The organism is Peribacillus sp. NPDC097284, assembly GCF_044761765.1.
In the GTDB taxonomy this organism is placed as follows: Bacteria; Bacillota; Bacilli; order Bacillales; family DSM-1321; genus Peribacillus.
The window spans coordinates 510322-534433 of record NZ_JBIWCZ010000001.1; the positions used below are offsets into that span (position 1 = coordinate 510322).

The following is a 24112-nucleotide window of genomic DNA, read 5'->3' on the forward strand; positions in this document are numbered from 1 at the left end:
TGTCTCCAAATCTCCCCAACTAGAATTTTAGAAACAAAAAAACCCCCTCCTGTTTAAGATTATCCTTAAAGCAGGAGGGGGTTTTACTCTCATTATGGAATCATCCAAGAAAGGATGCCATTTTGCAAGAACGTGATAATACATACAAGAAGCAATAAGAACAAACTATGCTTGAGGGTGAATCTCAATAATTCGGACTCCCTACCAGCCAGTCCGACAGCCGCACAAGCGATGGCAATCGACTGAGGGGAAATCATCTTTCCGGTTACACCCCCGGAGGAATTCGCCGCGAGCGCCAATACCGGCTCCATTCCAATCTTTAAAGCGGTAACTTTTTGCAGGCCGCCAAATAATAGATTGGCAGATGTATCCGAACCTGTAATGAACACACCTAACCAGCCAAGGACCGGTGCGAAAAACGGGAAGAAGTCTCCGGTCTTTGCAAGTGTCATTCCCAAGGTCGTCGACATCCCCGAAGAATTCGTCACATAAGCGAAAGCAACGACAGAGGAGATCATCAAGATTGGCTTGGCTAATTCTTTCATGGCTTCCACAAATGTATCCAAGAATACTTTTGAAGACATATGTACGATGAACTTTGTCACAATGGCCGCCAGTAAAATGGCCGTTCCTGCTGTACCGAGCAGTTCGATTTTATAAAAAGCTGCAATGGGCAGGCCATTGCTACCAATAATTTCATTATGCAAACCAGGCACTTCAATTTGGAAAGTTAATAGTTTACCAATTTCATTAATTCCTTTTAAAATGGCATTCGTTCCCTCATAATGACCGGATAATGCCGGCTTTATTGGATTCAATCCCCAAATGGAAATGAAACCCGTCAACAGAAGGAATGGGGACCACGCATGGAATATCTGCCATTTCGTATACTTTTTCTCTGGTTCTTGTTCGGAAGCAAATTCTTCAACAGCTGCTGCCGTTTCTTCCGACTTGAATCGAAAAATCGTTTTTGGCTTCCAGAATTTCAGGAAGATGGCTAAGGCAAACAATGATACTAATGCAGAAAGAATATCCGGTAATTCAGGTCCAAGGAAATTCGAACTTACATATTGGGTAATAGCAAAAGATAGACCGGAAACGATGACAGCCGGCAACACTTCAATCGTCCGTTTCCATCCAGACATGATCATGATGAGATATAGTGGGATGAAAGCCGACAAGAAAGGTAACTGGCGACCGACCATTTTGGATATTTCCATAGCCGCAATACCAGTAGGTCCTTCCATCGCAATAATCGGAATCCCTACCGCACCGAATGCAACAGGTGCCGTATTGGCGATTAAACAGATTCCCGCTGCATATAGCGGATTAAATCCAAGTCCCACCAGAAGAGCTGCAGAAATGGCCACTGGTGCACCAAATCCAGCCGCCCCTTCTAAAAAGGCCCCGAATGAGAATGCCACCAATAAAGCTTGAAGGCGGCGATCTTCCGTCAAGGACAGGACAGAAGATCGGATAATGTCAAATTGCCCACTTTTCACAGTCATCTTGTACAAGAATACGGATGTGATGATGATCCATCCGATAGGCAACAGTCCGTAAACGGCCCCTTGAGAAGCTGACATCACGACTTTTCCTGCCGGCATCCCATACGCGAAAACGGCAGTTACAAAAGCAACAAGCAAGGTCGTCAAACCCGCTAGGTATCCTTTCATCCGTTTGATGGTAAGAGCCCAGAAAAAGTACAAAATGGGTATAAGCGCTACTAGAGATGATAGTACCAGATTATCAAGAATCGGTGTAAAGTTCTGTGTCCATGTCATTCGTTTCGACTCCATTCACTATATTTTTCAAACTTTCAGATATTTATATTCAATGAAAACCCTTTCATATATATATTTCTTCATATTGCTGGAAGTCATCAGATGACTTGATGATTATTTATTTAAGGTAAATGATTAGAAATGGAAAATCAAGGTTTTTTTCTTTTTTGATCATATTTCCTTATCGACAGATGAGAAACCAACAATGTGTTATATAATAAAGATAACTAGAAAAAGCAAAGAAAATCGGGGTGTTCCTACTTGACCTACAAAAAAATCAAACCAAAGAAAATTTATGAAGAAGTCAGTGATGAACTGTATGAAATGATTCGTTCCGGTACTTTGAAACCGGGCGATAAATTAGATTCCATTCAACAGCTTGCGGAAAATTTCCAGGTCGGCCGCCCGGCCATTCGTGAAGCATTAAGTGCCCTTAGCTCGATGGGGCTCATTGAAATTAAGCAGGGCGAAGGAACATTCGTGAAAACTTTCGACCCTAGCATCATGAACTACCCATTGACTACAGCTCTGTTGATGGATAAAGAAAATATTAAAGATTTACTGGAAGTCCGAAAAATACTTGAATCTGGAACTGCCGAGTTAGCCGCGAAAAAGCGGACCGCTGAGGACATTGCCGAAATGGAGACGAAGCTTGCGGAAATGCTAAAGGTAGCCGACGATGAAGCATTGAGTGATAGAGCTGATATAGGCTTTCACGTGACCATTGCGAACGCTTCTAAAAATGAGTTGCTCATTACATTGATGAGCCAGGTGTCAGTGATGATGACCGAAAAGATGCGTGACATTCGACGTCTTGCTCTCTATTCTGAAGAAATGTCCCTTAAACGGCTTTATCAGCAACATACCCAAATTTACCAAGCAATCGTCGACAAGGACGAAGCCGGCGCCCGCCATGCCATGCTTTTCCATTTGCAAAATGTCGAGGAATCTTTTGATAAATTCATCCTCCAAACCAGTGAGAAAAATCAATAATACGCACGATTTCTAAAAATGAACTATACAAATTATACAGAATTTGATATATTATTCTGAAAAAGATTCCATGTTTCTAGGGAAAATGGCAAGTTATTCAACCATTTCCTTTTTTTATATTTTAGTCATCAGATGACCTGTTAACTCATTTGAAAAAGGGGGAAAATTTATGAAAGTGACTTTATTCGCCACATGTTTAGTGGATTTATTTCAATCCAATGTCGGAAAAGCGACGGTGGAACTGCTCGAAAGACTTGGTTGTGAAATTGACTTTCCGGAATCACAGATTTGCTGTGGACAACCGGCTTATAATAGTGGCTATACAAAGGATTCAAAAGAAGCAATGAAAAAGATGATCCATACATTTGAGGATGCACAATATATTGTCACCCCTTCTGGTTCCTGTGCAGCTATGTTCAAAGAGTACCCGGTTCTTTTTAAAGGAGATCCGGTTTGGGAAAAGAAAGCTGTTGCATTGGCAGAAAAAACATATGAACTGACTCAATTCATCGTGGATGTACTAAAGGTGACGGATGTCGGTGCTAAGCTTGAAGGTAAAGCGACCTATCATACATCATGCCATATGACTCGATTGCTCAAAGTGAAAGAAGCTCCTGCCATTTTATTGAGCCATGTTAAGGGACTGGAAATGACACCGCTTCCGGACGCCCAAAACTGTTGTGGCTTTGGGGGGACCTTTTCAGTCAAGATGGGAGACATTTCCGGACAAATGGTAGAGGAAAAGGCTTGTAATGTGGAAGATACCGGAGCCGACTTTCTTATCGGCGGAGACGCTGGTTGCTTAATGAATATCGGAGGCCGTATCCAACGTAAAGGGCAACCCATCAAGGTTTTACATATTGCGGAAGTATTAAATAGCATTTAAAGAAACCGAGGAGGCAAAACGATGTCTATGAAAACGAGTTCTGCCAAGTTTAAAGACCGGGTGGACGAAGGAATACAGAATGACTTTATGCGATTGGCCGTTTCGAGTGCCCAAGAACGTTTACATGGACGCCGCCTAACGGCCGTTGACGAATTGGGAAACTGGGAGGAATGGCGCTCCCTTGGGGAAGAAATCCGCCAACATGTACTAAGCAACCTTGATTTTTATTTACATCAGCTTGCCGAAAATGTATCCAAAAGGGGCGGTCATGTCTTTTTTGCGGAAACGGCGGAAGAAGCTAGTGGGTATGTTAAGGACGTCATCGAAAAAAAGAACGCAAAAAAAGTCGTGAAGTCGAAATCCATGGTCACGGAAGAAATTAACCTGAACGCAACACTAGAATCAGCGGGAGTCGATGTCATTGAAACGGACCTAGGAGAATATATCCTGCAGCTTGATAACAATGACCCTCCGTCACATATCGTGGCACCAGCGCTTCATAAGAACAAAGAACAAATTAGAGACGTTTTCAAAGAAAAGCTCGCCTATACGAAAACTGAAAAGCCTGAAGAGCTGACGGACCATGTCCGGGGAATCCTGAGGAAAGAGTTCCTGAGTGCCGATATTGGAATTACTGGCTGTAACTTTGCGGTTGCTGAAACGGGCTCCATCGGTTTGGTAACGAACGAAGGCAACGCAGATTTAGTGACGGCCCTTCCAAAAACCCAGATTACGGTGATGGGGATGGAACGTCTCGTGCCGACGTTCGATGAATTTGAAATCCTTGTCAGTTTATTGACGAGGAGTGCGGTCGGCCAAAGATTGACCAGTTACATTACCGCCCTTACCGGACCAAGAGATGAAGGCGATATTGATGGCCCCGAGGAATTTCACCTTGTCATCGTGGATAATGGACGTTCCAAGATTTTAGGAACTGAATTTCAATCGGTACTCCAATGCATTCGCTGTGCCGCATGTATTAATGTTTGTCCGGTCTATCGTCAGGTTGGCGGTCATTCCTACGGTTCGATTTATCCAGGTCCAATCGGGGCGGTACTTTCCCCTCTTCTTGGTGGATATGAAGATTATAAGGAATTGCCTTATGCATCGACGCTTTGTGCAGCCTGTACAGATGCCTGTCCAGTAAAGATCCCGCTTCATGATCTATTGAGGAAGCATCGTGAAGTCATTGTCGAAAAAGAAAAAATGGCTCCTTTTTCTGAAAAAATGGCGATGAAGGCATTCGGAATTGGCGCTGCCTCCCCGATGCTTTATAAATTCGGATCCAAAATGGCTCCTTCCGCCATGTCTCCTTTCAAGACTGGGGATATTATTTCAAAAGGACCAGGACCACTTAAGTCTTGGACGGAAAGCCGTGAATTTCCTGCCCCTAATAAGGAAAGCTTCCGAGATTGGTTCAAGAACCGTGACAAAGGAGGGCAATCATCATGACCGGAACCATTCAAAACGAGGATACATTTTTAGCGAAGATAGCCAAGAACTTGGGGAGGTCCCCCATTACGGAAGGCATATCCCGCCCCGTATGGAAACATGCCCCACAGATGGAAGTCTTGAAACATGCAACACAAGAAGAACTCGTCGAGGAATTACGAGAACAGTGCACCCGGATTCATACTCAGGTCCATCTTACGGATTCAAGTCAGACTGCACATGTTTTGCAACAGGTCATGGAAGAACTTGGACATGGGCCTGTCATCATCCCGAAAGACCAAAGATTCACAGACTATCAATTAATGGATGTATTGAATGATACAGGCGTCCATGTTTGGGATCATCAAATCGGGAGAAAGAATATTGAAATGGCGGAACGTGCCAACATCGGCATAACGTTCAGTGAAATCACGCTGGCCGAATCTGCTACAGTCGTTCTGTATAGTGATAAGGACCATGGCCGCTCGATTAGCTTCTTGCCCGCTTGCCATGTTTCCATCATTCCAAAGAGCAGCATCGTTCCGAGGATGACCCAGGCCGCTATGGCACTCCGGTCCAAGGTTCAGCAAGGTGAGCTTGTTCCATCCTGTATTAACTTCATTACAGGGCCAAGCAATTCCGCTGACATCGAAATGGATTTGGTCGTAGGCGTTCATGGCCCAATCAAAGCAGTCTATATCATCGTTGAGGATAAATAAAGAAAAAATGGAGAGCTCCTTTTAGTAGGAAGCTCTCCATTTTCATCTCATTGATTATTCATAGATAATCCGGTCCACCGTTTCCCGGTCGAGGCGTTTGATCACTTCAACTATGAGTTTGACGGCATTCTCATAATCGTCACGGTGTAACATCGCAGCATGGGAATGAATATAGCGCGTCGCAATCGTAATGGCTAATGCGGGTACACCATTTGCGGTTAGGTGAATGGAACCGGCATCCGTTCCACCGCCTGGAATCGATTCATATTGATAAGGAATGTTCATTTCATCAGCTGTATTCGTAACGAAATCCCGTAATCCTTTATGGGCCACCATCGATGCATCATAAATGACGATTTGCGGGCCATTCCCCATTTTACTCATCGCTTCTTTATCACTTACACCAGGTGTATCCCCTGCAATCCCTACATCAACGGCAAAACCGATATCCGGCTGGATCTTGAATGCCGATGTTTTAGATCCACGCAGGCCCACTTCTTCTTGGACTGCTCCAATTCCATACACTACATTCGGATGTTCACTATCTTTCAATTGTTTCAGAACATCGATCGCGATGGCGCAACCAATTCGGTTGTCCCAAGCTTTGGCAAGAAGCATCTTATCATTATTCATGACCGTGAATTCGAAATAAGGCACCACCATGTCTCCTGGCTTGATTCCCCACCCCTGTGCTTCTTCCTTACTGGTCGCTCCGATATCAATGAACATATCCTTTATCTCAACCGGCTTCTTCCTCGCTTCTGCCGTTAAGATATGCGGCGGTTTTGACCCGATGATGCCTGTCACATCGCCTTTGCTCGTCACGATCGTCACACGCTGTGCAAGCATGACCTGTGACCACCATCCCCCTACCGGCTGGAAACGTAAAAATCCTTTATCGTCGATTCGTGTAATCATGAAACCGACCTCATCCAAATGGCCCGTCACGACAATCTTCGGCCCATTTTCCTCACCTGTTTTCTTAGCAATCAAACTACCCAATCCATCCGTGGAAATTTCATCCGCATATGGAGTTATGTATTCAGTCATGACCTTTCTTACTTCACTTTCATTCCCGGCAATCCCTTTTGCATCCGTTAAGTCTTTCAACATCTTAAGCGTTCCATCTAATTGAACCATTCCCGTTCCTCCTCATTCATACACTTCAACTTTCATTATACAAAATATGGGTATAACCCACAATTAATAGCCATTCTTCTGCCGTTCATAATTCACTTCATTCTTACTGACATACGCGGCCTCTACATCCACCGCAGAAAAGCCAAGCATCTCCCCTAAGCGTAAGTACTCGGTAAATACCGCTTGAAAGGCAGGCTCCTCCTGCTGTACACGAAACTCATTGATGGATCCATAAATCTTTATAAATTGCGCAGTTACATCCTCCCCTTTCAGATGGGAAGCTGATTCCACTTTGGGCATAAACCCTTTTTCAATGCCAAGTGACAGAATAAAATGTATGCCATCCACATATTCAGCTAAAACCGTATCCTTATCCGAAGGGCCTTTAAGACTCCAAAACTTAAAACATCTTGTTTCGTTCGCCAGCTCGCCAAGCTCTACTAATAGAGCCAGAATTTTTCTCTCAACAAGATCCTCATTATGTAATGCATGTTTCTTCTCAATATGTTCATCCAAGGCAGCCTGCATGTCCATCAATTTTTCGATATTCATTTCATCACTACTTTCATCAGTCATGCTTAAATTATATCAAATAAATGAAACTTATTAAAAACCTATACGTAAAAGAAAGGAATCACTCTGTTTAGGAGGAAACTTGATGGTATTAATACTACGGATCTTGCTTTTGGCTCTTATCATCTTTTTCATATACACGACAATCAAATATTTATTTAATCCGAAACGAAAATTGGAACTTGCACACGAACAGAAAAAGTTCTTTTTGCTCGATGATACATCGAATATCCGCAAGAATTTTTTATTGACCTACAACGGGGTGATGTTTGAAGGGGAAAAATATTTAGGTACGACCGAACGTTCCTTTGAGGTGATCTCCATTTTCATCTGGCCGAAGAAAACTTCCGCTTTGAAAGGCTTAAAGCGTGATGATTTCTTAAAGATTGAAAGAGCCATAAAAAAACAATATCCAGATGCCATGATTGACTGGAAAAGTCCGGTTAAGGAGTTTTTGACCGACTAAAATGGCAATGGCCTTGAGTGACTTCCACTCAAGGCTTTTATTTTTCATGCGATTGAAAAAATTCTTTCCATGGCACGACCGTCTGCTTTTCCCTCAATAAGTACAGCAATAAGGTAAGCGATAATAAAATGATGATGATGAGTGTCGGGCTGAAATCCGCAATATAATGACCGAAAACCGTATAGACGAAGGCAACGGGGATATTTGTCATGAAGGATAAATAAAAGTAGTTCTTTAATCCTTTATTGGATTCCAAAAGACAGAGGGATAATAAATAGTAATGGATGAACGGAATGAGCCGCAATACCGCAATTTGACGGCTGTTAAGTTTCCGATTTCCGAATAGCTTATTTTTAAGACGAAACAGTTTTTCCTGCATTTTAGGAAACTTTTCAATGACGAAATAAAAAATCATATTAGCAAGGGTCAGACCGATGATGGAGTAGATGGTTCCAAAAGCTGCCCCGAATAAAATGCCCCCTGAAATGCAAACGACTATCACAGGTATGAATAAAAACTGTCGTAACAAATGGAAAGTGATGAAAATTAATGGTGCAAACACACTGCCGGATTGAACGTAACCCATTAAAAGTGTCAGTTTTTCATCCATGTTCTCCCTCCAGCTAATTCTTGCTGCTTCTACAAGCATATACGCAATTTCAGTAACATATGACTAACGAATGATGTTGGTGAGTAATAGCACAATCTGGATAACCATTAAAGCAGGTAGCCCCCATTTAAAAGTGAAGTGCTTCGTTTTATGGCGGAAATGACGCATCCCCATGAATGCTCCCGTTCCCCCGCCAATGATGGCCCAGGTCCAGAGTGTCTTTTCACTGATCCGGTATTCCCTCTTCCATGCCTTCTTTTTATCGATGCCCATCAGCACAAACCCGATGATGTTGACCATGATGAAATAGGCAAGAACGAACCATATCGCTTCCATCTTCTTTCCCTCCTTGCATATAAAAAGCCGCCCTCTTAAAAAAGAGAGCGGCTTATATCAGTCAGACTTATTTGTCTAATTGTTGTTTAGCAGCAGTTGCTAATTGAGCAAAAGCTTGTTCGTCAGCTACAGCAAGATCAGCAAGCATCTTACGGTTCACTTCGATACCAGCAAGCTTTAAGCCATGCATTAAACGGCTATAAGATAGTCCGTTGATGCGAGCAGCTGCGTTGATACGAGTGATCCAAAGTTTGCGGAAATCACGTTTTTTCTGACGACGGTCACGGAAAGCATAGTTTCCTGACTTCATTACTTGTTGGTTAGCTACTTTGAAAAGAATATGTTTCGAGCCATAGTAACCTTTAGCTAATTTTATAACCTTTTTACGACGTTTGCGAGTAACAGTACCGCCTTTTACACGTGGCATGTTATTTCCCTCCTATTTAACTCGATAAATCGAACTTATTTAATGTTATCTAACATATGACGAATACGTTTGAAGTCACCTTTGCTTACAAGGCTAGCTTTGCGAAGCTTACGCTTTTGCTTAGTAGATTTGTTAGCAAATAAATGGCTTGTGTAAGCGTTAGAACGCTTAAGTTTACCGGATCCAGTTTTTTTGAAACGTTTAGCTGAACCGCGGTGAGTTTTCATTTTAGGCATAAGGTATTCCTCCTCATTACAAAATACTTAATAATTACTTTTCGGCTTTTGGTGCTAAAATAATGAACATGCTGCGTCCATCCATTTTTGGATGTTGCTCGATTGTAGCCACTTCTTTACATGCATCTGCAAAACGAACCAATACGCGTTGACCGATTTCCTTATGCGTGATAGCACGACCTTTGAATCGGATAGAAGCTTTTACTTTATCGCCTTTTTCAAGGAATTTGATTCCGTTGCGAAGTTTCGTATTGAAATCATGTTCTTCAATCGTCGGGCTCAAGCGAACCTCTTTCAGACTGATGACCTTTTGATTCTTACGAGCTTCCTTGTCTTTCTTTTGCTGCTCGAAGCGGTGTTTTCCGTAGTCCATAATCCGGGCTACCGGAGGCTTTGCATTTGCAGCAACTAAAACTAGATCAAGATTTACACGAGCGGCTATTTCCATTGCCTCGAATTTCGTTTTAATTCCAAGTTGTTCTCCGTTTTGGTCAATAAGACGAACTTCACGGGCTCGGATGCCCTCGTTTACCATCGCGTCTTTACTAATAGTTAGCCACCTCCAAAGATATTGGCGAATACGAACGTTTGAATCAATTAGGTCACGCTCACAACTCGCTTACAGGATATAATAAAATAAAAAAAGTGTGGATGCATGCAGCACCCACACTGATAGACTAATTTAGAAAGATCCAAATAATCAAATCATGACCTGTTAACTGCATTGCTTGCGTCAACCAGGTGAGAAGCGGGTGCCTCTTCTTTCCTCAAACCGTATTCAATTCACTTTAGAAATATATCATAAACACTGATGACTTGTCAAATACTTAATTCGTTTTAATTCGTTCGTTTTTCACAACAGAATTAATCTTATCAAACATTAGGAGATTTGACAATACATTTTCCTAAAGTATTTTGAATAAATAACATTCACCATCATACGACCACGTCAAAATGGGAGTGCTTCACTACATCCTCGAATTCATAAACCCATCTTTTGATTCACCGATGCTCAGGCCTACCATAGCCTGTCACTCCATTTCCTGCATGATCATCACCTGTTAGGATTTTCTTTTGCCTTTTTCTTTTTCTCAATCGAATCCCACGAAAATAGAGCGATCCAAAACAGCAGGACTGGGAAAATGGCATATTGTCGGTAATCATCCAACATCAATAAAACGATGACTAACAAAAAAGCCGGTGCAAATAAATAGGAAAATTTCTTTTTCATGATGTCACTCCTTATTCTTCGTTGTCTTTATCATGCCTTAATTAAAAGGGAGACACAACAATATGTGCCTCCCTTTTTTTGTTAACGACTCACTTCTGCTTTAATGGCTGAAACGAAGTCTTCGAAAGATACCGTTTCGGATTTTTGTTCGCCGTATTTACGGACGTTCACACTGCCTTCGTTTACTTCATTATCACCAACGACAAGCATGTAAGGGATTTTTTGCATTTGTGCTTCACGGATTTTGTACCCGATTTTCTCATCACGAGTGTCCAAATTAACACGGATGCCTGCTGCCTTCAGTTTATCTTGGATTTCTTTTGCATATTCAAGATGCACTTCAGGTGAGACTGGAATCACTTGTGCTTGGATTGGGGATAACCAAGTTGGGAAAGCCCCTTTGTATTCTTCGATCAAGTAAGCGACAAAGCGTTCCATGGTAGAAACTACGCCACGGTGGATAACGACCGGACGGTGATGTTTACCATCTTCACCGACATAGTTTAAGTCAAAACGTTCAGGAAGCAAGAAATCAAGCTGAACAGTCGATAATGTTTCGTCTTTTCCTAAAGCCGTCCGCACTTGGACGTCCAGTTTCGGACCGTAAAATGCCGCTTCGTCTTCCGCTTCGAAGTAATCAAGGCCAAGCTCGTCCATCGCGCCTTTTAACATGCTTTGCGCTTTTTCCCACATTGCATCATCGTCGAAGTATTTCTCAGTATTGTTTGGATCGCGGTAAGATAAACGGAATGAATAATCCTTGATATCGAAATCCTTATAGACTTCTAAAATCAGGTTCACGACACGTTTTAATTCGTCTTTGATTTGATCCGGACGGACGAAAATATGAGCATCATTCAATGTCATTCCACGTACGCGCTGCAATCCTGACAATGCGCCTGACATTTCATAGCGGTGCATCATGCCAAGTTCAGCAATCCTGATTGGAAGTTCCCGGTAGCTATGGATGCTGTTTTTATACACCATCATATGATGTGGGCAGTTCATCGGACGAAGAACAAGCTGTTCATTATCCATGTCCATCGCTGGGAACATTCCGTCTTGATAGTGGTCCCAATGTCCAGATGTTTTGTAAAGGTCGACACTACCCATAACAGGTGTGTATACGTGGTCATATCCCAGGCGCTCTTCCTTGTCCACAATATAACGCTCAATCGTACGGCGGATTGTTGCACCCTTTGGCAGCCACATAGGCAGCCCTTGGCCGACTTTTTGTGAAGTCATGAACAGATCCAATTCTTTACCGATTTTACGGTGATCACGCTCTTTTGCTTCCTCTAAGAAACGTAGGTGGTCAGCCAGGTCTTCTTTTTTGAAGAAAGCCGTACCATAAATACGTTGCAACATTTTGTTCTTGCTATCGCCTCTCCAATAGGCCCCTGCAATGCTTAACAGCTTGAATTCTTTGATCTTTCCAGTGGAAGGTACATGAATTCCCCGGCAAAGGTCAAAAAACTCACCTTGTTCATAAATCGTTACTTGCTGTTCAGCTGGAATCGCATCGATCAATTCCAATTTATATTCGTCGCCAATCTCTTTAAAACGGGAAATGGCTTCATCACGGGTTACTTCAATACGTGAGATTTCCAGGTTTTCATTGACGATTTTCTTCATTTCTTTTTCAATCGCTGAAAGGTCATCAGGAGTCAATGATTCCTCAAGATCGATATCGTAATAAAAACCGCCTTCGATGACTGGACCGACACCGAATTTAGCGTTTTTATAGAGACGTTTGATGGCTTGTGCCATTAAATGGGCGGTACTGTGGCGAAGAACTTCAAGTGCTTCCGCAGCATCTTGTGTAACGATTTCAATGGTACCGTCTTCTTCAATTGGACGTTTCAAATCATATAGTTCACCATTGAATTTACCTGCAATGGATTTTTTTCTTAGTCCTGGGCTGATGGATGCTGCGATGTCTTCAGTTGTTGTGCCTTTAGCAAACTCCTTCACCGCTCCATCAGGAAAAGATATTTTCAGTTGTTCTGACATTGTAGCTTCACTCCTTCTTTTAGTTACCATCCGTTTCAAGTTTCAGGGGGATACCAAGCAATTGCGCGGATTAAAACACAAAAAAGCCCGCCCCTGTATAAAACAGGGACGAGCTTAGTAATTAAATTAACCCGCGGTTCCACCCTCGTTCCACTCTGCTTTTCACGGCAAAGTGACACTTGTAACTAGATAACGGCAGCTTCCCGTCAGCTCATAGTCGCAAAAAAATTGCTTTCCGAACCGAAGTTTAAAGGTGGTAAGTGTTCTATGCTAATAGGAAGCTTACAGCCTGCTGGCTTCCCTCTCTGTAAATTGGCGACTAGAATACCCGTGTCCTCATCATAACTTTTTGTTTTTAATAGTATGTAGGAAATTATAATTCGTTATGCATTGAAAATCAAGGTTAAAATTAGGTTTTACCCAAAATCCCCAAGATAATCATTCAGTGGCCTGCTTAAAGGCTGAAAGCGGCAGGACGGTCGCCCTTTCCTCGAAGATTCGTGTCATCGTTTGAATCAGGCCTTCCTCCTTATTATCCGTATAAATATATAAGCTAGCCGGTGCGATGGATAAGAGTGGTGCCCAAAGGACCGTATCAAGAAAGAATGAAATATCGGCCAGCAACTTCCTGTCAATCATGCTTGTCAGTTTTCGGCGATCCATCCTGCCAAGCTCATGATCATAGAATTGAAACCCGTCATGATTGACAAGGTGAAGCCTTGGTACCTTCGATTCCTGTTCATGCAGGCAATCCCTGAGCATCGCAATGAAATTTTGGTAATCCTGCTCGAGCTTATATTCATCGATGGCCCGAACTGCATACTTTTCCAACGCATGCTGAAAAGACCTTAACCGAAAGGTAGTGAACGAATCGAATGAAAAAGACACCTTTCCCGCCAATATACTCTGAAGGCCTTCTTCGATCAATTGCTTTTCCCTACTGAATAAACTGCCTCCACATTCGGTGTTTTCCGCTTCAATGATGGAAGAAGCTATCTCGATGATGGCATCGATTTCTTCTTGTTCTCGATAGAAAAATTTGCCGATGATGATTTGTTTAAGAACAGGAAGCGTTTTTTCTTCAAGTAAAAAGGAATGAAATGTTTCACTGAGCAGTGTCAGCCATTTATCGGTTTTTAGTTTGGACATATCGATAACGAGACCTTGTTGTGGGGAAAATTCAATATATGGTTGAACTTCTGTCCCCAAAGGATGGACAGAAACGAAATTCATCAGTTTTAAAGCTTCCGAATCATTTTGGAACATAATTTGCACTACGACATCCCCCCTTCCCCCTTGCTTTACTTTTTTCATGTATATGGGAATAGGGGCTTATTTAGAAGTAAGATGGTGTGAAAGGGCAAAAAAAAGCAGCCTCTTTGTAGAGACCACCTTCCTTTACCTTCTGCGATTGATACCATCAAGCTTTACAGGTTCCGCTAAATATTGAATCCTCTCCAATACCCTTGCCGCTTTCACTTCTTCTTTCTCACCGCGTTGGGAATAAGTCAAGTGATTCTCCAGACCCTTCATATCAAAATTGGAAGTGAAAAACGTCGGTAAATTTTCAAGCATTCTAAATTGGAGGATGGGCCCTATGACTTCATCCCGTCCCCAGCTTGTCATCGATTCTGCCCCAATATCATCAAGCATCAGGACAGGCGCCGTTTTGACCATCTCTATTTTCTCGTTGACGGTATTATCACCGATTGAACCTTTCAGTTCCCGTAAATAATCAGGAACATAGACGATCATCGAAGAGATTTGCCTTTGCGCAAGTTCATTGGCGATCGCACCCAATAAATACGTCTTACCAACGCCAAACTTTCCGTATATATACAATCCCTTTTGACGTTTGCCAGGCTCATATTCCATGATGAACGATATCGCTTTTCCTAGGACGCCTAACCGTTTATTTTCATCGTCCGTTTGTGAAAAGTCTTCAATCGTTGCCTTCAATATATCCTTGGGAACATATAGACTGCGAATGAGCCTCTCCCGTTTCCGCTTCTCATCCTCTGCCAATTTCCTCGGACAGATTTCATAATTCAAATTAAGGGCCTTCCCTTGAACAACGAGCTTTGGATAATACCCATGCATCATATTGATGCACCCATCCAGGCTTGGACATCTATCACACTTGTTGCTCTGAGAAATGAATTCGTAAAGCTTACCTAAATTCTTATCAATCATTTCCTCTGTGACCGTTGAGCTATTGGCATTCAGAAAAAGACGCACCTGTTCATTTTCAAAGATTTCCTGCTTCAACTGTTCATAGCGTTTCTGGAAATCACCCGTATTGGCCAGTTTATTAAGCGATCTATTAATCTTTTCCATCGTTTATTTCACCTCCAGCTTTCCACTGCTTCCACTTCTCTTGAAGCTCACGTTTTTGTTCACTCAGTTCAGGCTGTTCCGCTTTCTGTTCAGGCTGTTTCTCCTCGTCCTGTTCAAGCCAGTCCGGAACCACTTCTTCTCTGATCGATTTTTTCCGGCCGCCTTTGGCAACGTTCTTGCTTCCTTGTGCCCACTCTTGGTATTTCCGGTGTTCATTTTTAGCCAGTTCCATCGCTTCTATGACTGTGGAAACCTTCAATCGTGCCCAATGACCTGCCAGTTTTTCCACATATCCCTTTGTGAATTTCATGTCTGTCTTAAGCATAACGTATTCGATTAAAACATTCACGACTCCAGGATTCAGCTTCTGATTGATCATTACACCTTCCACCACTTTTAAATCACCACTGGTCGGTTCCGCTCCTCCGGATAATTGCATGAGCCGATCACGCGGGGAAGTAGTCTCCAAATGGCGAATAAGCTCTTGCTCCTGTGTTTTCGGTTCATCCTTTTGCGTCCGTTCCCGTATAGGCTGTACACGATTGATCAAGGAAGGCATGTCGGCCTGGCGTTCAATCTGGTACCAGTCCCTTGCCGCTTTCCGAAGCAGCTCTTCATCGATCTCATCGTCCAGCGTTACGGCATCCATTACTAGTTTTTGCATTTCAAGCGGATTGATGCCATATAAAAAAGCTAGTTTGGCGATGGTATTTCTAATCTTAGGCGTAAAGGCCTTCTTGGGTACAATCGAGCTCTTCATCCCAGCGAACAAAAGATCAAAATCAAACAAGCCATCGAACCCCGAAGGCTCGACACCGTCAGATTGATCGATAAATTGCTGTTTAGGCAATGGGTTCCATTCGTTTTTGGCTTCATCCGTAACATAGAGGGAATCTAGATGATCTGATGAAAAAACCTCTGCAAAGGATTTCGTCACATATTCAAACTGGTCCGTTGCAATCGTGTCCACACAAAAGAATCTCTTCAGCCGGTTGAATTGGACTTTTCCTATTTTTTTATATAAATAGATATTCAGCATGCCATCCGTGAAAAACTGCTGCGGGGATAGGGGCGGATTCAATTCATAGATGAATTCCTTCGTATCCCCTTTCGATTTCTTGTACACATTCAGCAATCCGATTCCTTCAAGTAAAAGACGTGCTTCATATATATCGCCTAATTTCAGGCCCATGGTATTCATCAATTGATAATGGGAGGAAGCCTCCGACCAAAGCCGGTTCTCCTCCAATTCGCTCCATAACGTCATGTATAGGCTAATACAGATCGGTCCAATAAGAGGTTGGTACAGCCGTGTCAGTATTTTCCGATCATAATCATGAAGCAGCCCCGCAGAGGACACCATGTACGAATCCGCGGGGAGCAGTTCCTGCCAATGCATTGACATCTTCATTCAAACCTTTCAAAAGATATAGTGAAAAAAGAGCCAAAGTAAATCTTCAGCTCTACTTTCTTTCTTTATTTATTAAATCTTTCAGTTCATCGATAAATACATTAATATCTTTAAATTGTCGGTATACGGAGGCAAATCTCACATAGGCCACTTCATCAACTTCAGCCAGTTGGTCCATCACCATTTCACCGACACTGTCACTTTTCACTTCCGAAATACCCTGATTGCGCAATTCCTTTTCTACATAACTCGTGATTTGTTCTAGTTCCTTCAATGGAACCGGACGCTTTTCACAAGCCCTGATTAGTCCACGCAGGATTTTATCACGGCTAAACTCTTCCCGAGTCCCGCCCTTTTTCACGACGATCAACGGCGTCTCCTCGACCTTTTCAAAAGTAGTGAATCGAAACCCGCATGCCTCGCATTCCCGGCGTCGTCGAATCGATTTACTTTCATCGACAGGCCTGGAATCGAGCACTCTCGTTCCGTTATATTGACATGATGGACATTTCATCATTACCAGCTCCGTATTTTAAGTGATACTCCTAATCAAACTTCCCTAAGGAATACTATTTTATCTTAATCTTATATAAAAGGGACAACCAGTACAAGTAAAAAGTGAAACTTCAAGTAAAGGATGTGTGTACTTACTATGTAAATGCCTGTTAATGGAGCTTTTCCATGAGTGAAGAATGGCCATTTCATGGCATCAAAAAAGAGATGCATATATAGCATCTCTTGTTAACCCGTTTATTATAAAGCACCCATTTTAGTTTTTTTCATTTGCACGGGACCAAGTCCACGTGGAAGTTCAATATTCTCGCGCGTTTGTGCATTCAAAGCCTCCGCGATATAATCGGCTGCAATATTAGGATCTAAGTTGCCGCATGTATAAACATCAATGCTGGCATATCCATGTTCCGGAAAGCTATGAATGGTCAGATGTGATTCAGAGATAATGACGACCCCGCTCACTCCTTGTGGAGCAAATTTATGGAATGCCACCTCGCGAACCTCAGCACCCGATTTCAGTGCAGCATCGACGAAGATTCTCTCAATTAAATCAATATTGTTCAGTTTTTCAAAGTCACAACCCCAAAGTTCAGAAATGACATGTCTTCCCATCGTTTCCATCGTGTAAGCTGTTTCCATATTCTGTTCCCCCTTACATAATTAAAAATTCTGAATCCTTAACAACTACCACGGGGGAAAGTTAGTCCAAAGAGGTCCTAACCCTTTAAGTAGCCATTACGCAAACTCCCTTTTTAGGAAGTTCACGATTCATAGTATATAATGTATGGATTTCTTTTGCAACTGCATTTTGCATTTTTGGAAATTTAATCATTAATTGTTAATCTGACAGGACCAAGGAATTAATACCCAAGGTTCCGTAACTTTCCTAAACGTATCCATAAAAATAGCCCGTTAAACATATAACGGGCCCTTACTCTTATTTAACTGACATTTGAACTTCAGAAGCCTTTGTCAACTCCGAAGCCACCAATTTTACAAGATCAACTACTCGATTGGAGTAACCCCACTCGTTATCGTACCAAGCCAGAATTTTCACTTTTCTATCACCAATCATCATCGTCGACAGACCATCGATGATGGCAGAATGCGGATTGGTCTTGAAATCACTTGAAACAAGCGGTTCTGTTGTATATTCCATAATTCCTTTAAGCTCATTTTCTGAGGCATCTATGAAAGCCTGATTCACTTCATCGATCGTAACATCACGGTTTAAATCCACAACAAGGTCGACTAAAGAGACGTTCGGAGTCGGTACACGTATGGCCATACCATGAAGTTTGCCCTTCAATTGAGGCAACACCAATGAAAGAGCTTTAGCCGCCCCTGTAGTCGTAGGGATGATGCTTTCTGCAGCCGCACGAGCACGCCTTAAATCCTTGTGCGGGTTATCGATGTTATTTTGGTCATTCGTATAAGAATGGATGGTTGTCATCAAACCATTGTCTATGCCGAACTTTTGATCAAGTACTTTGGCAACCGGTCCAAGGCAATTAGTCGTACACGACGCGTTCGAAATGACGAAATGCTTGTCAATTTCTAACGCTTCCTGATTTACGCCCATCACAATGGTAACGTCTTCATTTTTACCCGGCGCGGAAAGGATGACCCTTTTTGCCCCTGCTTCTAAGTGCATGGCGGCTTTAGAACGCTCATTGAATTTACCCGTAGCTTCGATTACAATATCTATATCCATCTCTTTCCAAGGCAATAACTTTGGATCGCGATTATTTATCAGTTGTACACGTCGTCCATTCACTACAAGAGAATCATTTTCGGCAATGATTATGCCGTCAAACTTCCCATGAATTGTATCATACTTCAATAAATGGGCTAACGTTTCAGCGGGATAGCTTGCATTAATGGCAACGATGTCCAGACTCTCATCTACTATTGCCTTACGGAAAACCATTCTTCCAATTCTTCCAAATCCGTTAATCGCTATTCTTGAATTCATTTATCGGACCCTCCTGAATATATTAATGTTATACTTAATACCCTTCATATGTAATTAGTATAACACATTACTCTTGGAATGTGTTAATAAAAAAGCGGATTTCTTCCTTTTTCAAAACAAAAAGGAAGAAACCGTTAAAGTCCCTTCCTTTTCCACTCTATAGGATCTCCCATTTCTTAAGTATTTCAACAACCTGCTTTTTGGTTTCTTCTATATCGCCATTATTATCGACGATGGCATCCGCTAGTTCCTTTTTATCTTTCAAGGGCATTTGCGAATGGATTCTCGCTAAAGCGTCGGTTTCCGTCAACGCATTCCGGTTCATTAATCGCTCTAGTTGAACCGATTCATCCACGTATACCAAAAGTGTCCTTTCCACCATGAACGTCAGCTTGCTTTCGAATAGGAGTGGAATGTCCATGAATACCGTTTCCGCTCCAGCAGCAAGGGCCTTTTCCGTTTCTTGGCGCATCCAATTTCTCACGGCAGGATGTACGATACGATTTAAAAGCAATCTTTTTTCTTGATCGTGAAATATGATCGAGCCTAACTTTGCCCGGTCGATCCTTCCATCAGATAATAAAAGATCTTCCCCAAAAGCCTTCACCACTTGTAGGTAGGCCTCTTCCCCAGGTTCCACGACTGCACGGGAAGCCACATCCGCATCCACTATCACGAAACCCAATTCTCTTAAATACTGACTGACACTACTTTTCCCACTGGCAATTCCACCAGTGATTCCGATGATTTGTCCCATAAGCTCCCCCCTTTTCTCCATTCTTTATAACTTGAATAATCCGATTAAAATCAGTAATACCCCCGGAAGAAAGGTCAGATGCTGCACGATTTTATTATTGGAAAGCAATTTACCGGATTGAAGTCCGCTCCCGATAAAGATGAAGCTCATCACGGCAATGCAAAGTGCAAGAATGATTGGGGAAATCCCCATCATGGCAGCTCCCACTCCGGCACCGAAGGCATCTAGCGATAACGCAAAGCCCAGTACAAGCGCCTCGATACCGGTAATCGTCCCTGATCTATCGAAATCGGCATTCATTGGTTTTTGTAAGATATTGATAGCCACTCCAAGTGATTTAATTTCAAAATTGAAGATGATTTTTTCGTGATATCGCTCATCATTCGTTTCCTTCTCGGGCCTAAAATATTGGTACACCATCCACGACCCCAAAAGTACGAGGATAATGCCCCCTGTTTTTTCTGCGGCCCCGACAGAGATAAGCTGACTGATGAATTCACCGATGACCATCGCAATACCCAAGCTCATTGCCGAACAGACCGATACGACAGCAATGGATTTCAAGGGTATTTTCACCTTGCGCATACCGAACGTCATGCCCACACCGAAACCGTCAATACTTACTGCAAAAGCAAGAAAAATAATTTGTAGCCACATCGGAATGAATGCTCCTTCCCATCTAGTTGCTACCCCAGTATATGGAAAGAGCCCATCCGATGTGTTTTCTCGAATTATTACTTATTCGGCTGGCAAGTCGGGCATATATGTGTGCCCCGTCCTGCGACGACTAGCTTTTCTAGCGGGGTACCGCAAATTTTGCAGTTTTCCCCTTTGCGTCCGTATACATTCAGTTCCAACTGAAACATGCCGATTTGACCTTGTGAGTTGACGTATGAACGTATCGTGCTCCCGCCTTTTTCCACCGCTTCGCTCAAAGTGGCGATGATTTCGGCATGCAGTTTTTGAATTTCTTCCAGTGTGAGGGTGGAAGCCACTCGTTCCGGATGAATGCCTGAACGGAATAAGGATTCGTCCACATATATATTACCGATCCCGACCACGACGGTTTGGTCGAGTAGAACAGGTTTGATCTTCCTGCTCGTTTTCGCAAGTTTTGCACGAAGTCCCTCGACGGTGAACTCTTCCGATAGTGGTTCAGGACCTAAATGCAACAGAGGCATTTGCACCATTTCTTCTCCTTTACGAAATAAATGCATCGTTCCGAATTTGCGGACATCCCGATACCTAAGCTCACTGCCATCCGTGAAGGTGAAGATGACATGGGTATGCTTATCGTAAGGTTCCTCTTTCGAATGGACCCCGTATTTCCCTTCCATCCTTAAATGGGAGACCATCGCATAGTCGTCCATGTTGAAAATGAGGAACTTGCCCCGACGGCCAATGCTGTGGATCGTCTGACCCCTTAATGCATCTTGAAACTGTTCAACTGGCTCAGGTGCCTTTATGATTTTGGGCCAGAAGACGGAAACCTCCAGGATTTCCTTTCCTAAAACAAGCTGTTCCAATGTTCTTCTGACGGTTTCCACTTCAGGAAGTTCTGGCATTATAATCACCTATCTTCATTTATTTAGCATCGAACCATGTTGGTCCATATGCATAATCCACTTTGAGTGGAACGTTCAATTCAATCGCATTTTCCATTTCTTCCGGTACGATTTTCATCAGGATCTCGAGCTCCTCCGGTGGTGTTTCGAAAATCAATTCATCATGAACCTGCAGAAGCATCCTCGTTTTAAGCCCTTCTTTTTTCAGGCGTTCGTTCATATTGATCATCGCTAGTTTAATGACATCTGCGGCACTTCCCTGAATTGGGGTATTCATCGCTGTCCTTTCAGCAAAACTTCTGATATTGAAATTACGGCTCGTGATTTCGGGAATGTAGCGCCTTCTTTGCAGTAATGTTGTACTGTATCCATTCTTACGTGCTTCATGAATGCTTTCTTCCATATAATCCTGCACACCAGGGAAGCTTTTGAAGTACCTCTCGATGAACTCCCCAGCTTCCTTACGTGTTATCCCAAGACTTTGAGAAAGTCCATAGTCACTTATTCCATAAACGATTCCGAAGTTTACGGCTTTAGCGTGTCTACGCATATTTGATGTGACTTCCTCGGAAGGCACATGGAATACATCCATTGCCGTCCTTGTATGAATATCCATCCCGGCCCTGAACGCTTCAACCAATCCACTGTCATTGGCGATATGCGCCAATACGCGGAGCTCGATTTGCGAATAGTCGGCTGCGAAGATAATCCAATCCTTTTCGGAAGGAATGAACGCCTGTCTGATTTTCCGACCTTCCTCTAGACGAATCGGGATATTTTGCAAGTTAGGGTCCGTTGAACTAAGGCGGCCCGTTTGGGTCAACGCCTGATTGAATCGGGTATGCACCTTATCCGTTTCCTGGTTCACCACTTTGAGCAAGCCCTCGATATAAGTCGATTGCAACTTGCCCAATTGCCGGTACAACAGGATTTCCTTTACGATATCATGCTGGCTTTCCAGTTTTTCCAGTACATCCGCTGACGTGGAGTAGCCCGTTTTTGTCTTTTTGTACACGGGGAGCTCCAATTTTTCAAATAAGATCACCCCGAGCTGTTTCGGGGAATTGATATTGAATGCCTCCCCGGCTAAATCGAAAATTCGTTCCTCAATGCTTCTTAAGCGGACAGCCAATTCCTGTCCCATCTTTTTCAGCCTTCCGATGTCCACCTTTACGCCCTGCCACTCCATATTTGCTAGGATGATGGACAATGGCAGCTCAAGGTCCGTTAACAAATCGTATTGTTCGAACTCACGCAACTTTTCGATCATCGGGTCTTTCAATGCAAAAATGCCCTTCGCTTTTCTGGCAATATGCTCACTAAGTTCTGTATCTCCAGGTATCTTCCGCTTTGCTCCTTTTCCATAAAAGACATCATCGCTCTCTAGCCGCACAAGCCCTTGCGTTTTCGTGATTTCCGCCACTTCATCTACAGACTCTCCGGGATCCAAGATATAGGAAGCTAGAAATACATCAAAATCAATGCCTTTTATATCGATTCCACGGTGGCGCAGAAGTACAACCGTACGCTTCGCATCAAAGACCGTTTTCTTTTTGGTATCATCCTCCGCCCATGTTTTGAATACTTCAGATGTCAGTACGGTTTCACCCGGGAAATAAAAATGTCCATGTTCATTACTGATGGAGATACCCAGGATTTCTGCACGATGGTAGTTATCCTCAAGAATTTCAATGTATAGGGCATTCTCATCGGCAAGCATATCCATTGTCAATTCTGAACCCGTCTGAACATGGATGTCTTCCTGTTCTAGCGGTTCCCCTCCTGATACGTCCAGTTTTTCCAGAAGAGTCGAGAAACCTAACTCTTTATAAAAGTCAATGACCTTTTCCTGATCCATTCCGTTATATTCCGTTTCGTCCACACCCACTTCAATGGGAGCTTCTCGTGTGATTGTCGCAAGCTCCTTACTTAGTAGCGCAAGGTCTTTATGCTCCTCAATCTTTTCTTTTAACTTCTGGCCGCTAACCTCATCAATCGATTGCAGCAGGTTTTCGACCGTTTCGAATTGATGCAGCAATTTAAGCGCCGTTTTCTCGCCCACACCGGGGATGCCTGGGATATTATCGGATGCATCGCCCATCAATCCTTTAAGATCAATGATTTGCACGGGGGAAAGGCCATATTTTTCATGGATATGCTTCGGTGTATACTCCTCGATTTCAGTGATGCCCTTCTTCGTAATCGAGACGGTCGTGTTTGGCGAAGCTAATTGGGTTAAATCCTTATCCCCGGAAATGACCTTCACCTCGAACCCATTTTTCTCGGCCTGAAGGGAAAGCGTTCCGATAATATCGTCCGCTTCATAATTTTCCAGTTCATACCGTTTTATTTGAAAGCAATCAAGCAGCTCCCTTATGAAGGGGAACTGTTCAGATAGTTCCGGTGGCGTTTTCTGACGGCCACCCTTGTATTCCTTAAAGGACGCATGTCTAAACGTCGTTTTGCCGGCATCAAAGGCCACGAGTATATGGGTCGGCTTTTCTTCCTCCAGAATGCGATTGAGCATCATGGTGAAGCCATATACAGAATTCGTATGGACCCCTTTGTCGTTATTCAAAAGCGGAAGCGCAAAAAATGCGCGGTAAGCTATGCTATTTCCATCTATAAGTACTAACTTTTTATTCAAAATTGTCTTCCTCCAGTCACACCCGTTTTATGTAGGTCGGCTTCTATTAATCACACAAAAAA

Annotated in this window: 25 protein-coding genes and 1 other annotated feature; of the genes, 5 read left to right on the forward strand and 20 right to left on the reverse strand. The window is 42.9% G+C overall.

Annotated features, from left to right (window positions below):
• Positions 1–92: 92 nt before the first annotated feature.
• Positions 93–1784: an L-lactate permease gene (locus tag ACIQXU_RS02600; protein ID WP_402986569.1), complete on the reverse strand. Its 1692-nt coding sequence runs from the start codon at positions 1782–1784 to the stop codon at positions 93–95.
• Positions 1785–2045: 261 nt separating this feature from the next.
• Here ACIQXU_RS02600 and ACIQXU_RS02605 point away from each other — a divergent pair, with 261 nt between their 5' ends.
• The 4 genes from ACIQXU_RS02605 to ACIQXU_RS02620 all read left to right on the forward strand — a co-directional run bounded on the left by ACIQXU_RS02605 (position 2046) and on the right by ACIQXU_RS02620 (position 5813).
• On the forward strand, positions 2046–2777 hold the full coding sequence (locus ACIQXU_RS02605; protein WP_402957697.1) for a FadR/GntR family transcriptional regulator: 732 nt from the start codon (positions 2046–2048) through the stop codon (positions 2775–2777).
• A 169-nt stretch (positions 2778–2946) separates the two neighbouring features.
• On the forward strand, positions 2947–3663 hold the full coding sequence (locus ACIQXU_RS02610; RefSeq protein WP_402874462.1) for a (Fe-S)-binding protein: 717 nt from the start codon (positions 2947–2949) through the stop codon (positions 3661–3663).
• 21 nt (positions 3664–3684) lie between these two features.
• Positions 3685–5115, forward strand: coding sequence for a LutB/LldF family L-lactate oxidation iron-sulfur protein (locus ACIQXU_RS02615; RefSeq protein ID WP_402874459.1), 1431 nt, complete (start codon positions 3685–3687; stop codon positions 5113–5115).
• Positions 5112–5813 carry a LutC/YkgG family protein gene (locus ACIQXU_RS02620; RefSeq protein ID WP_402874456.1) on the forward strand — a complete coding sequence of 234 codons (702 nt, stop codon included), beginning with the start codon at positions 5112–5114 and terminating at the stop codon, positions 5811–5813. Before ACIQXU_RS02615 ends, ACIQXU_RS02620 begins: the two co-directional genes overlap by 4 nt.
• Before the next feature lie 54 nt (positions 5814–5867).
• Here ACIQXU_RS02620 and ACIQXU_RS02625 read toward each other — a convergent pair whose 3' ends face one another.
• The gene (locus tag ACIQXU_RS02625) at positions 5868–6953 is read right to left on the reverse strand and encodes a M42 family metallopeptidase (protein WP_402986572.1); all 1086 of its coding nucleotides are present in this window, start codon (positions 6951–6953) and stop codon (positions 5868–5870) included.
• A 63-nt stretch (positions 6954–7016) separates the two neighbouring features.
• Positions 7017–7505, reverse strand: a complete 489-nt coding sequence (locus ACIQXU_RS02630) for a dUTP diphosphatase (RefSeq protein WP_402986574.1) — start codon at positions 7503–7505, stop codon at positions 7017–7019.
• Between the two features lie 106 nt (positions 7506–7611).
• Here ACIQXU_RS02630 and ACIQXU_RS02635 point away from each other — a divergent pair, with 106 nt between their 5' ends.
• Entirely contained in the window at positions 7612–7992 is a 381-nt protein-coding gene (locus tag ACIQXU_RS02635; RefSeq protein WP_402874451.1) for a sigma-w pathway protein ysdB, read from the forward strand.
• 37 nt (positions 7993–8029) lie between these two features.
• On the opposite strand, the gene ACIQXU_RS02640 is transcribed toward ACIQXU_RS02635, so the two are convergent.
• The 17 genes from ACIQXU_RS02640 to polA all read right to left on the reverse strand — a co-directional run bounded on the left by ACIQXU_RS02640 (position 8030) and on the right by polA (position 24050).
• Positions 8030–8602 (reverse strand): TVP38/TMEM64 family protein, encoded by a 573-nt coding sequence (locus ACIQXU_RS02640; RefSeq protein ID WP_402874448.1) that lies wholly within the window; start codon positions 8600–8602, stop codon positions 8030–8032.
• A 63-nt stretch (positions 8603–8665) separates the two neighbouring features.
• Positions 8666–8938: a DUF1294 domain-containing protein gene (locus tag ACIQXU_RS02645; protein WP_402986577.1), complete on the reverse strand. Its 273-nt coding sequence runs from the start codon at positions 8936–8938 to the stop codon at positions 8666–8668.
• 67 nt (positions 8939–9005) lie between these two features.
• Positions 9006–9365: a 50S ribosomal protein L20 gene (gene rplT, locus ACIQXU_RS02650; protein WP_402874442.1), complete on the reverse strand. Its 360-nt coding sequence runs from the start codon at positions 9363–9365 to the stop codon at positions 9006–9008.
• Between the two features lie 35 nt (positions 9366–9400).
• The gene (gene rpmI / locus ACIQXU_RS02655) at positions 9401–9601 is read right to left on the reverse strand and encodes a 50S ribosomal protein L35 (protein ID WP_034309070.1); all 201 of its coding nucleotides are present in this window, start codon (positions 9599–9601) and stop codon (positions 9401–9403) included.
• A 34-nt stretch (positions 9602–9635) separates the two neighbouring features.
• Complete coding sequence (infC, locus tag ACIQXU_RS02660; RefSeq protein WP_402874439.1) at positions 9636–10136, reverse strand: translation initiation factor IF-3; 501 nt, start codon at positions 10134–10136, stop codon at positions 9636–9638.
• A 98-nt stretch (positions 10137–10234) separates the two neighbouring features.
• Positions 10235–10371 (reverse strand) — a sequence feature (ribosomal protein L20 leader region).
• Between the two features lie 284 nt (positions 10372–10655).
• A complete protein-coding gene (locus tag ACIQXU_RS02665; RefSeq protein WP_402874436.1) occupies positions 10656–10832 on the reverse strand; it encodes a hypothetical protein in 177 nt (58 codons plus the stop codon).
• An 81-nt stretch (positions 10833–10913) separates the two neighbouring features.
• Positions 10914–12845 carry a threonine--tRNA ligase gene (thrS, locus tag ACIQXU_RS02670; RefSeq protein WP_402874433.1) on the reverse strand — a complete coding sequence of 644 codons (1932 nt, stop codon included), beginning with the start codon at positions 12843–12845 and terminating at the stop codon, positions 10914–10916.
• A 438-nt stretch (positions 12846–13283) separates the two neighbouring features.
• Positions 13284–14111, reverse strand: a complete 828-nt coding sequence (ytxC, locus tag ACIQXU_RS02675) for a sporulation protein YtxC (protein WP_402987363.1) — start codon at positions 14109–14111, stop codon at positions 13284–13286.
• Between the two features lie 132 nt (positions 14112–14243).
• Complete coding sequence (gene dnaI / locus ACIQXU_RS02680; protein WP_402874427.1) at positions 14244–15182, reverse strand: primosomal protein DnaI; 939 nt, start codon at positions 15180–15182, stop codon at positions 14244–14246.
• Positions 15169–16587 (reverse strand): replication initiation and membrane attachment family protein, encoded by a 1419-nt coding sequence (locus tag ACIQXU_RS02685; protein WP_402874424.1) that lies wholly within the window; start codon positions 16585–16587, stop codon positions 15169–15171. Before ACIQXU_RS02685 ends, dnaI begins: the two co-directional genes overlap by 14 nt.
• A 58-nt stretch (positions 16588–16645) precedes the next feature.
• The gene (nrdR, locus tag ACIQXU_RS02690) at positions 16646–17107 is read right to left on the reverse strand and encodes a transcriptional regulator NrdR (protein ID WP_402874421.1); all 462 of its coding nucleotides are present in this window, start codon (positions 17105–17107) and stop codon (positions 16646–16648) included.
• Positions 17108–17346: 239 nt separating this feature from the next.
• A complete protein-coding gene (speD, locus tag ACIQXU_RS02695; RefSeq protein ID WP_402874640.1) occupies positions 17347–17727 on the reverse strand; it encodes an adenosylmethionine decarboxylase in 381 nt (126 codons plus the stop codon).
• 316 nt (positions 17728–18043) lie between these two features.
• A complete protein-coding gene (locus ACIQXU_RS02700; protein WP_402874420.1) occupies positions 18044–19081 on the reverse strand; it encodes a glyceraldehyde-3-phosphate dehydrogenase in 1038 nt (345 codons plus the stop codon).
• A 157-nt stretch (positions 19082–19238) separates the two neighbouring features.
• Positions 19239–19838, reverse strand: coding sequence for a dephospho-CoA kinase (coaE, locus tag ACIQXU_RS02705; protein WP_402986579.1), 600 nt, complete (start codon positions 19836–19838; stop codon positions 19239–19241).
• 24 nt (positions 19839–19862) lie between these two features.
• Positions 19863–20495 carry a sporulation membrane protein YtaF gene (gene ytaF, locus ACIQXU_RS02710; RefSeq protein WP_402874414.1) on the reverse strand — a complete coding sequence of 211 codons (633 nt, stop codon included), beginning with the start codon at positions 20493–20495 and terminating at the stop codon, positions 19863–19865.
• A gap of 77 nt (positions 20496–20572) precedes the next feature.
• Complete coding sequence (gene mutM / locus ACIQXU_RS02715; RefSeq protein WP_402874411.1) at positions 20573–21403, reverse strand: DNA-formamidopyrimidine glycosylase; 831 nt, start codon at positions 21401–21403, stop codon at positions 20573–20575.
• Positions 21404–21422: 19 nt separating this feature from the next.
• Positions 21423–24050 (reverse strand): DNA polymerase I, encoded by a 2628-nt coding sequence (gene polA / locus ACIQXU_RS02720; protein WP_402986582.1) that lies wholly within the window; start codon positions 24048–24050, stop codon positions 21423–21425.
• Positions 24051–24112 lie beyond the last annotated feature (62 nt).

Excerpts from the sequence above, each read along its gene's own strand:
- nrdR (WP_402874421.1), bottom strand. The coding sequence starts at position 17,107 with ATGAAATGTCCATCATGTCAATATAACGGAACGAGAGTGCTCGATTCC.
- rpmI (WP_034309070.1), bottom strand. The coding sequence starts at position 9,601 with ATGCCTAAAATGAAAACTCACCGCGGTTCAGCTAAACGTTTCAAAAAA.
- ACIQXU_RS02640 (WP_402874448.1), bottom strand. The coding sequence starts at position 8,602 with ATGGATGAAAAACTGACACTTTTAATGGGTTACGTTCAATCCGGCAGT.
- ytxC (WP_402987363.1), bottom strand. The coding sequence starts at position 14,111 with ATGTTCCAAAATGATTCGGAAGCTTTAAAACTGATGAATTTCGTTTCT.
- infC (WP_402874439.1), bottom strand. The coding sequence starts at position 10,136 with ATGGTAAACGAGGGCATCCGAGCCCGTGAAGTTCGTCTTATTGACCAA.
- ACIQXU_RS02630 (WP_402986574.1), bottom strand. The coding sequence starts at position 7,505 with ATGAATATCGAAAAATTGATGGACATGCAGGCTGCCTTGGATGAACAT.
- ACIQXU_RS02615 (WP_402874459.1), top strand. The coding sequence starts at position 3,685 with ATGTCTATGAAAACGAGTTCTGCCAAGTTTAAAGACCGGGTGGACGAA.
- ACIQXU_RS02635 (WP_402874451.1), top strand. The coding sequence starts at position 7,612 with ATGGTATTAATACTACGGATCTTGCTTTTGGCTCTTATCATCTTTTTC.
- ACIQXU_RS02625 (WP_402986572.1), bottom strand. The coding sequence starts at position 6,953 with ATGGTTCAATTAGATGGAACGCTTAAGATGTTGAAAGACTTAACGGAT.
- ACIQXU_RS02620 (WP_402874456.1), top strand. The coding sequence starts at position 5,112 with ATGACCGGAACCATTCAAAACGAGGATACATTTTTAGCGAAGATAGCC.
- thrS (WP_402874433.1), bottom strand. The coding sequence starts at position 12,845 with ATGTCAGAACAACTGAAAATATCTTTTCCTGATGGAGCGGTGAAGGAG.
- dnaI (WP_402874427.1), bottom strand. The coding sequence starts at position 15,182 with ATGGAAAAGATTAATAGATCGCTTAATAAACTGGCCAATACGGGTGAT.
- ytaF (WP_402874414.1), bottom strand. The coding sequence starts at position 20,495 with ATGTGGCTACAAATTATTTTTCTTGCTTTTGCAGTAAGTATTGACGGT.
- ACIQXU_RS02610 (WP_402874462.1), top strand. The coding sequence starts at position 2,947 with ATGAAAGTGACTTTATTCGCCACATGTTTAGTGGATTTATTTCAATCC.
- ACIQXU_RS02665 (WP_402874436.1), bottom strand. The coding sequence starts at position 10,832 with ATGAAAAAGAAATTTTCCTATTTATTTGCACCGGCTTTTTTGTTAGTC.
- ACIQXU_RS02700 (WP_402874420.1), bottom strand. The coding sequence starts at position 19,081 with ATGAATTCAAGAATAGCGATTAACGGATTTGGAAGAATTGGAAGAATG.
- ACIQXU_RS02645 (WP_402986577.1), bottom strand. The coding sequence starts at position 8,938 with ATGGAAGCGATATGGTTCGTTCTTGCCTATTTCATCATGGTCAACATC.
- ACIQXU_RS02685 (WP_402874424.1), bottom strand. The coding sequence starts at position 16,587 with ATGTCAATGCATTGGCAGGAACTGCTCCCCGCGGATTCGTACATGGTG.
- speD (WP_402874640.1), bottom strand. The coding sequence starts at position 17,727 with ATGGAAACGATGGGAAGACATGTCATTTCTGAACTTTGGGGTTGTGAC.
- rplT (WP_402874442.1), bottom strand. The coding sequence starts at position 9,365 with ATGCCACGTGTAAAAGGCGGTACTGTTACTCGCAAACGTCGTAAAAAG.
- coaE (WP_402986579.1), bottom strand. The coding sequence starts at position 19,838 with ATGGGACAAATCATCGGAATCACTGGTGGAATTGCCAGTGGGAAAAGT.
- mutM (WP_402874411.1), bottom strand. The coding sequence starts at position 21,403 with ATGCCAGAACTTCCTGAAGTGGAAACCGTCAGAAGAACATTGGAACAG.
- ACIQXU_RS02600 (WP_402986569.1), bottom strand. The coding sequence starts at position 1,784 with ATGACATGGACACAGAACTTTACACCGATTCTTGATAATCTGGTACTA.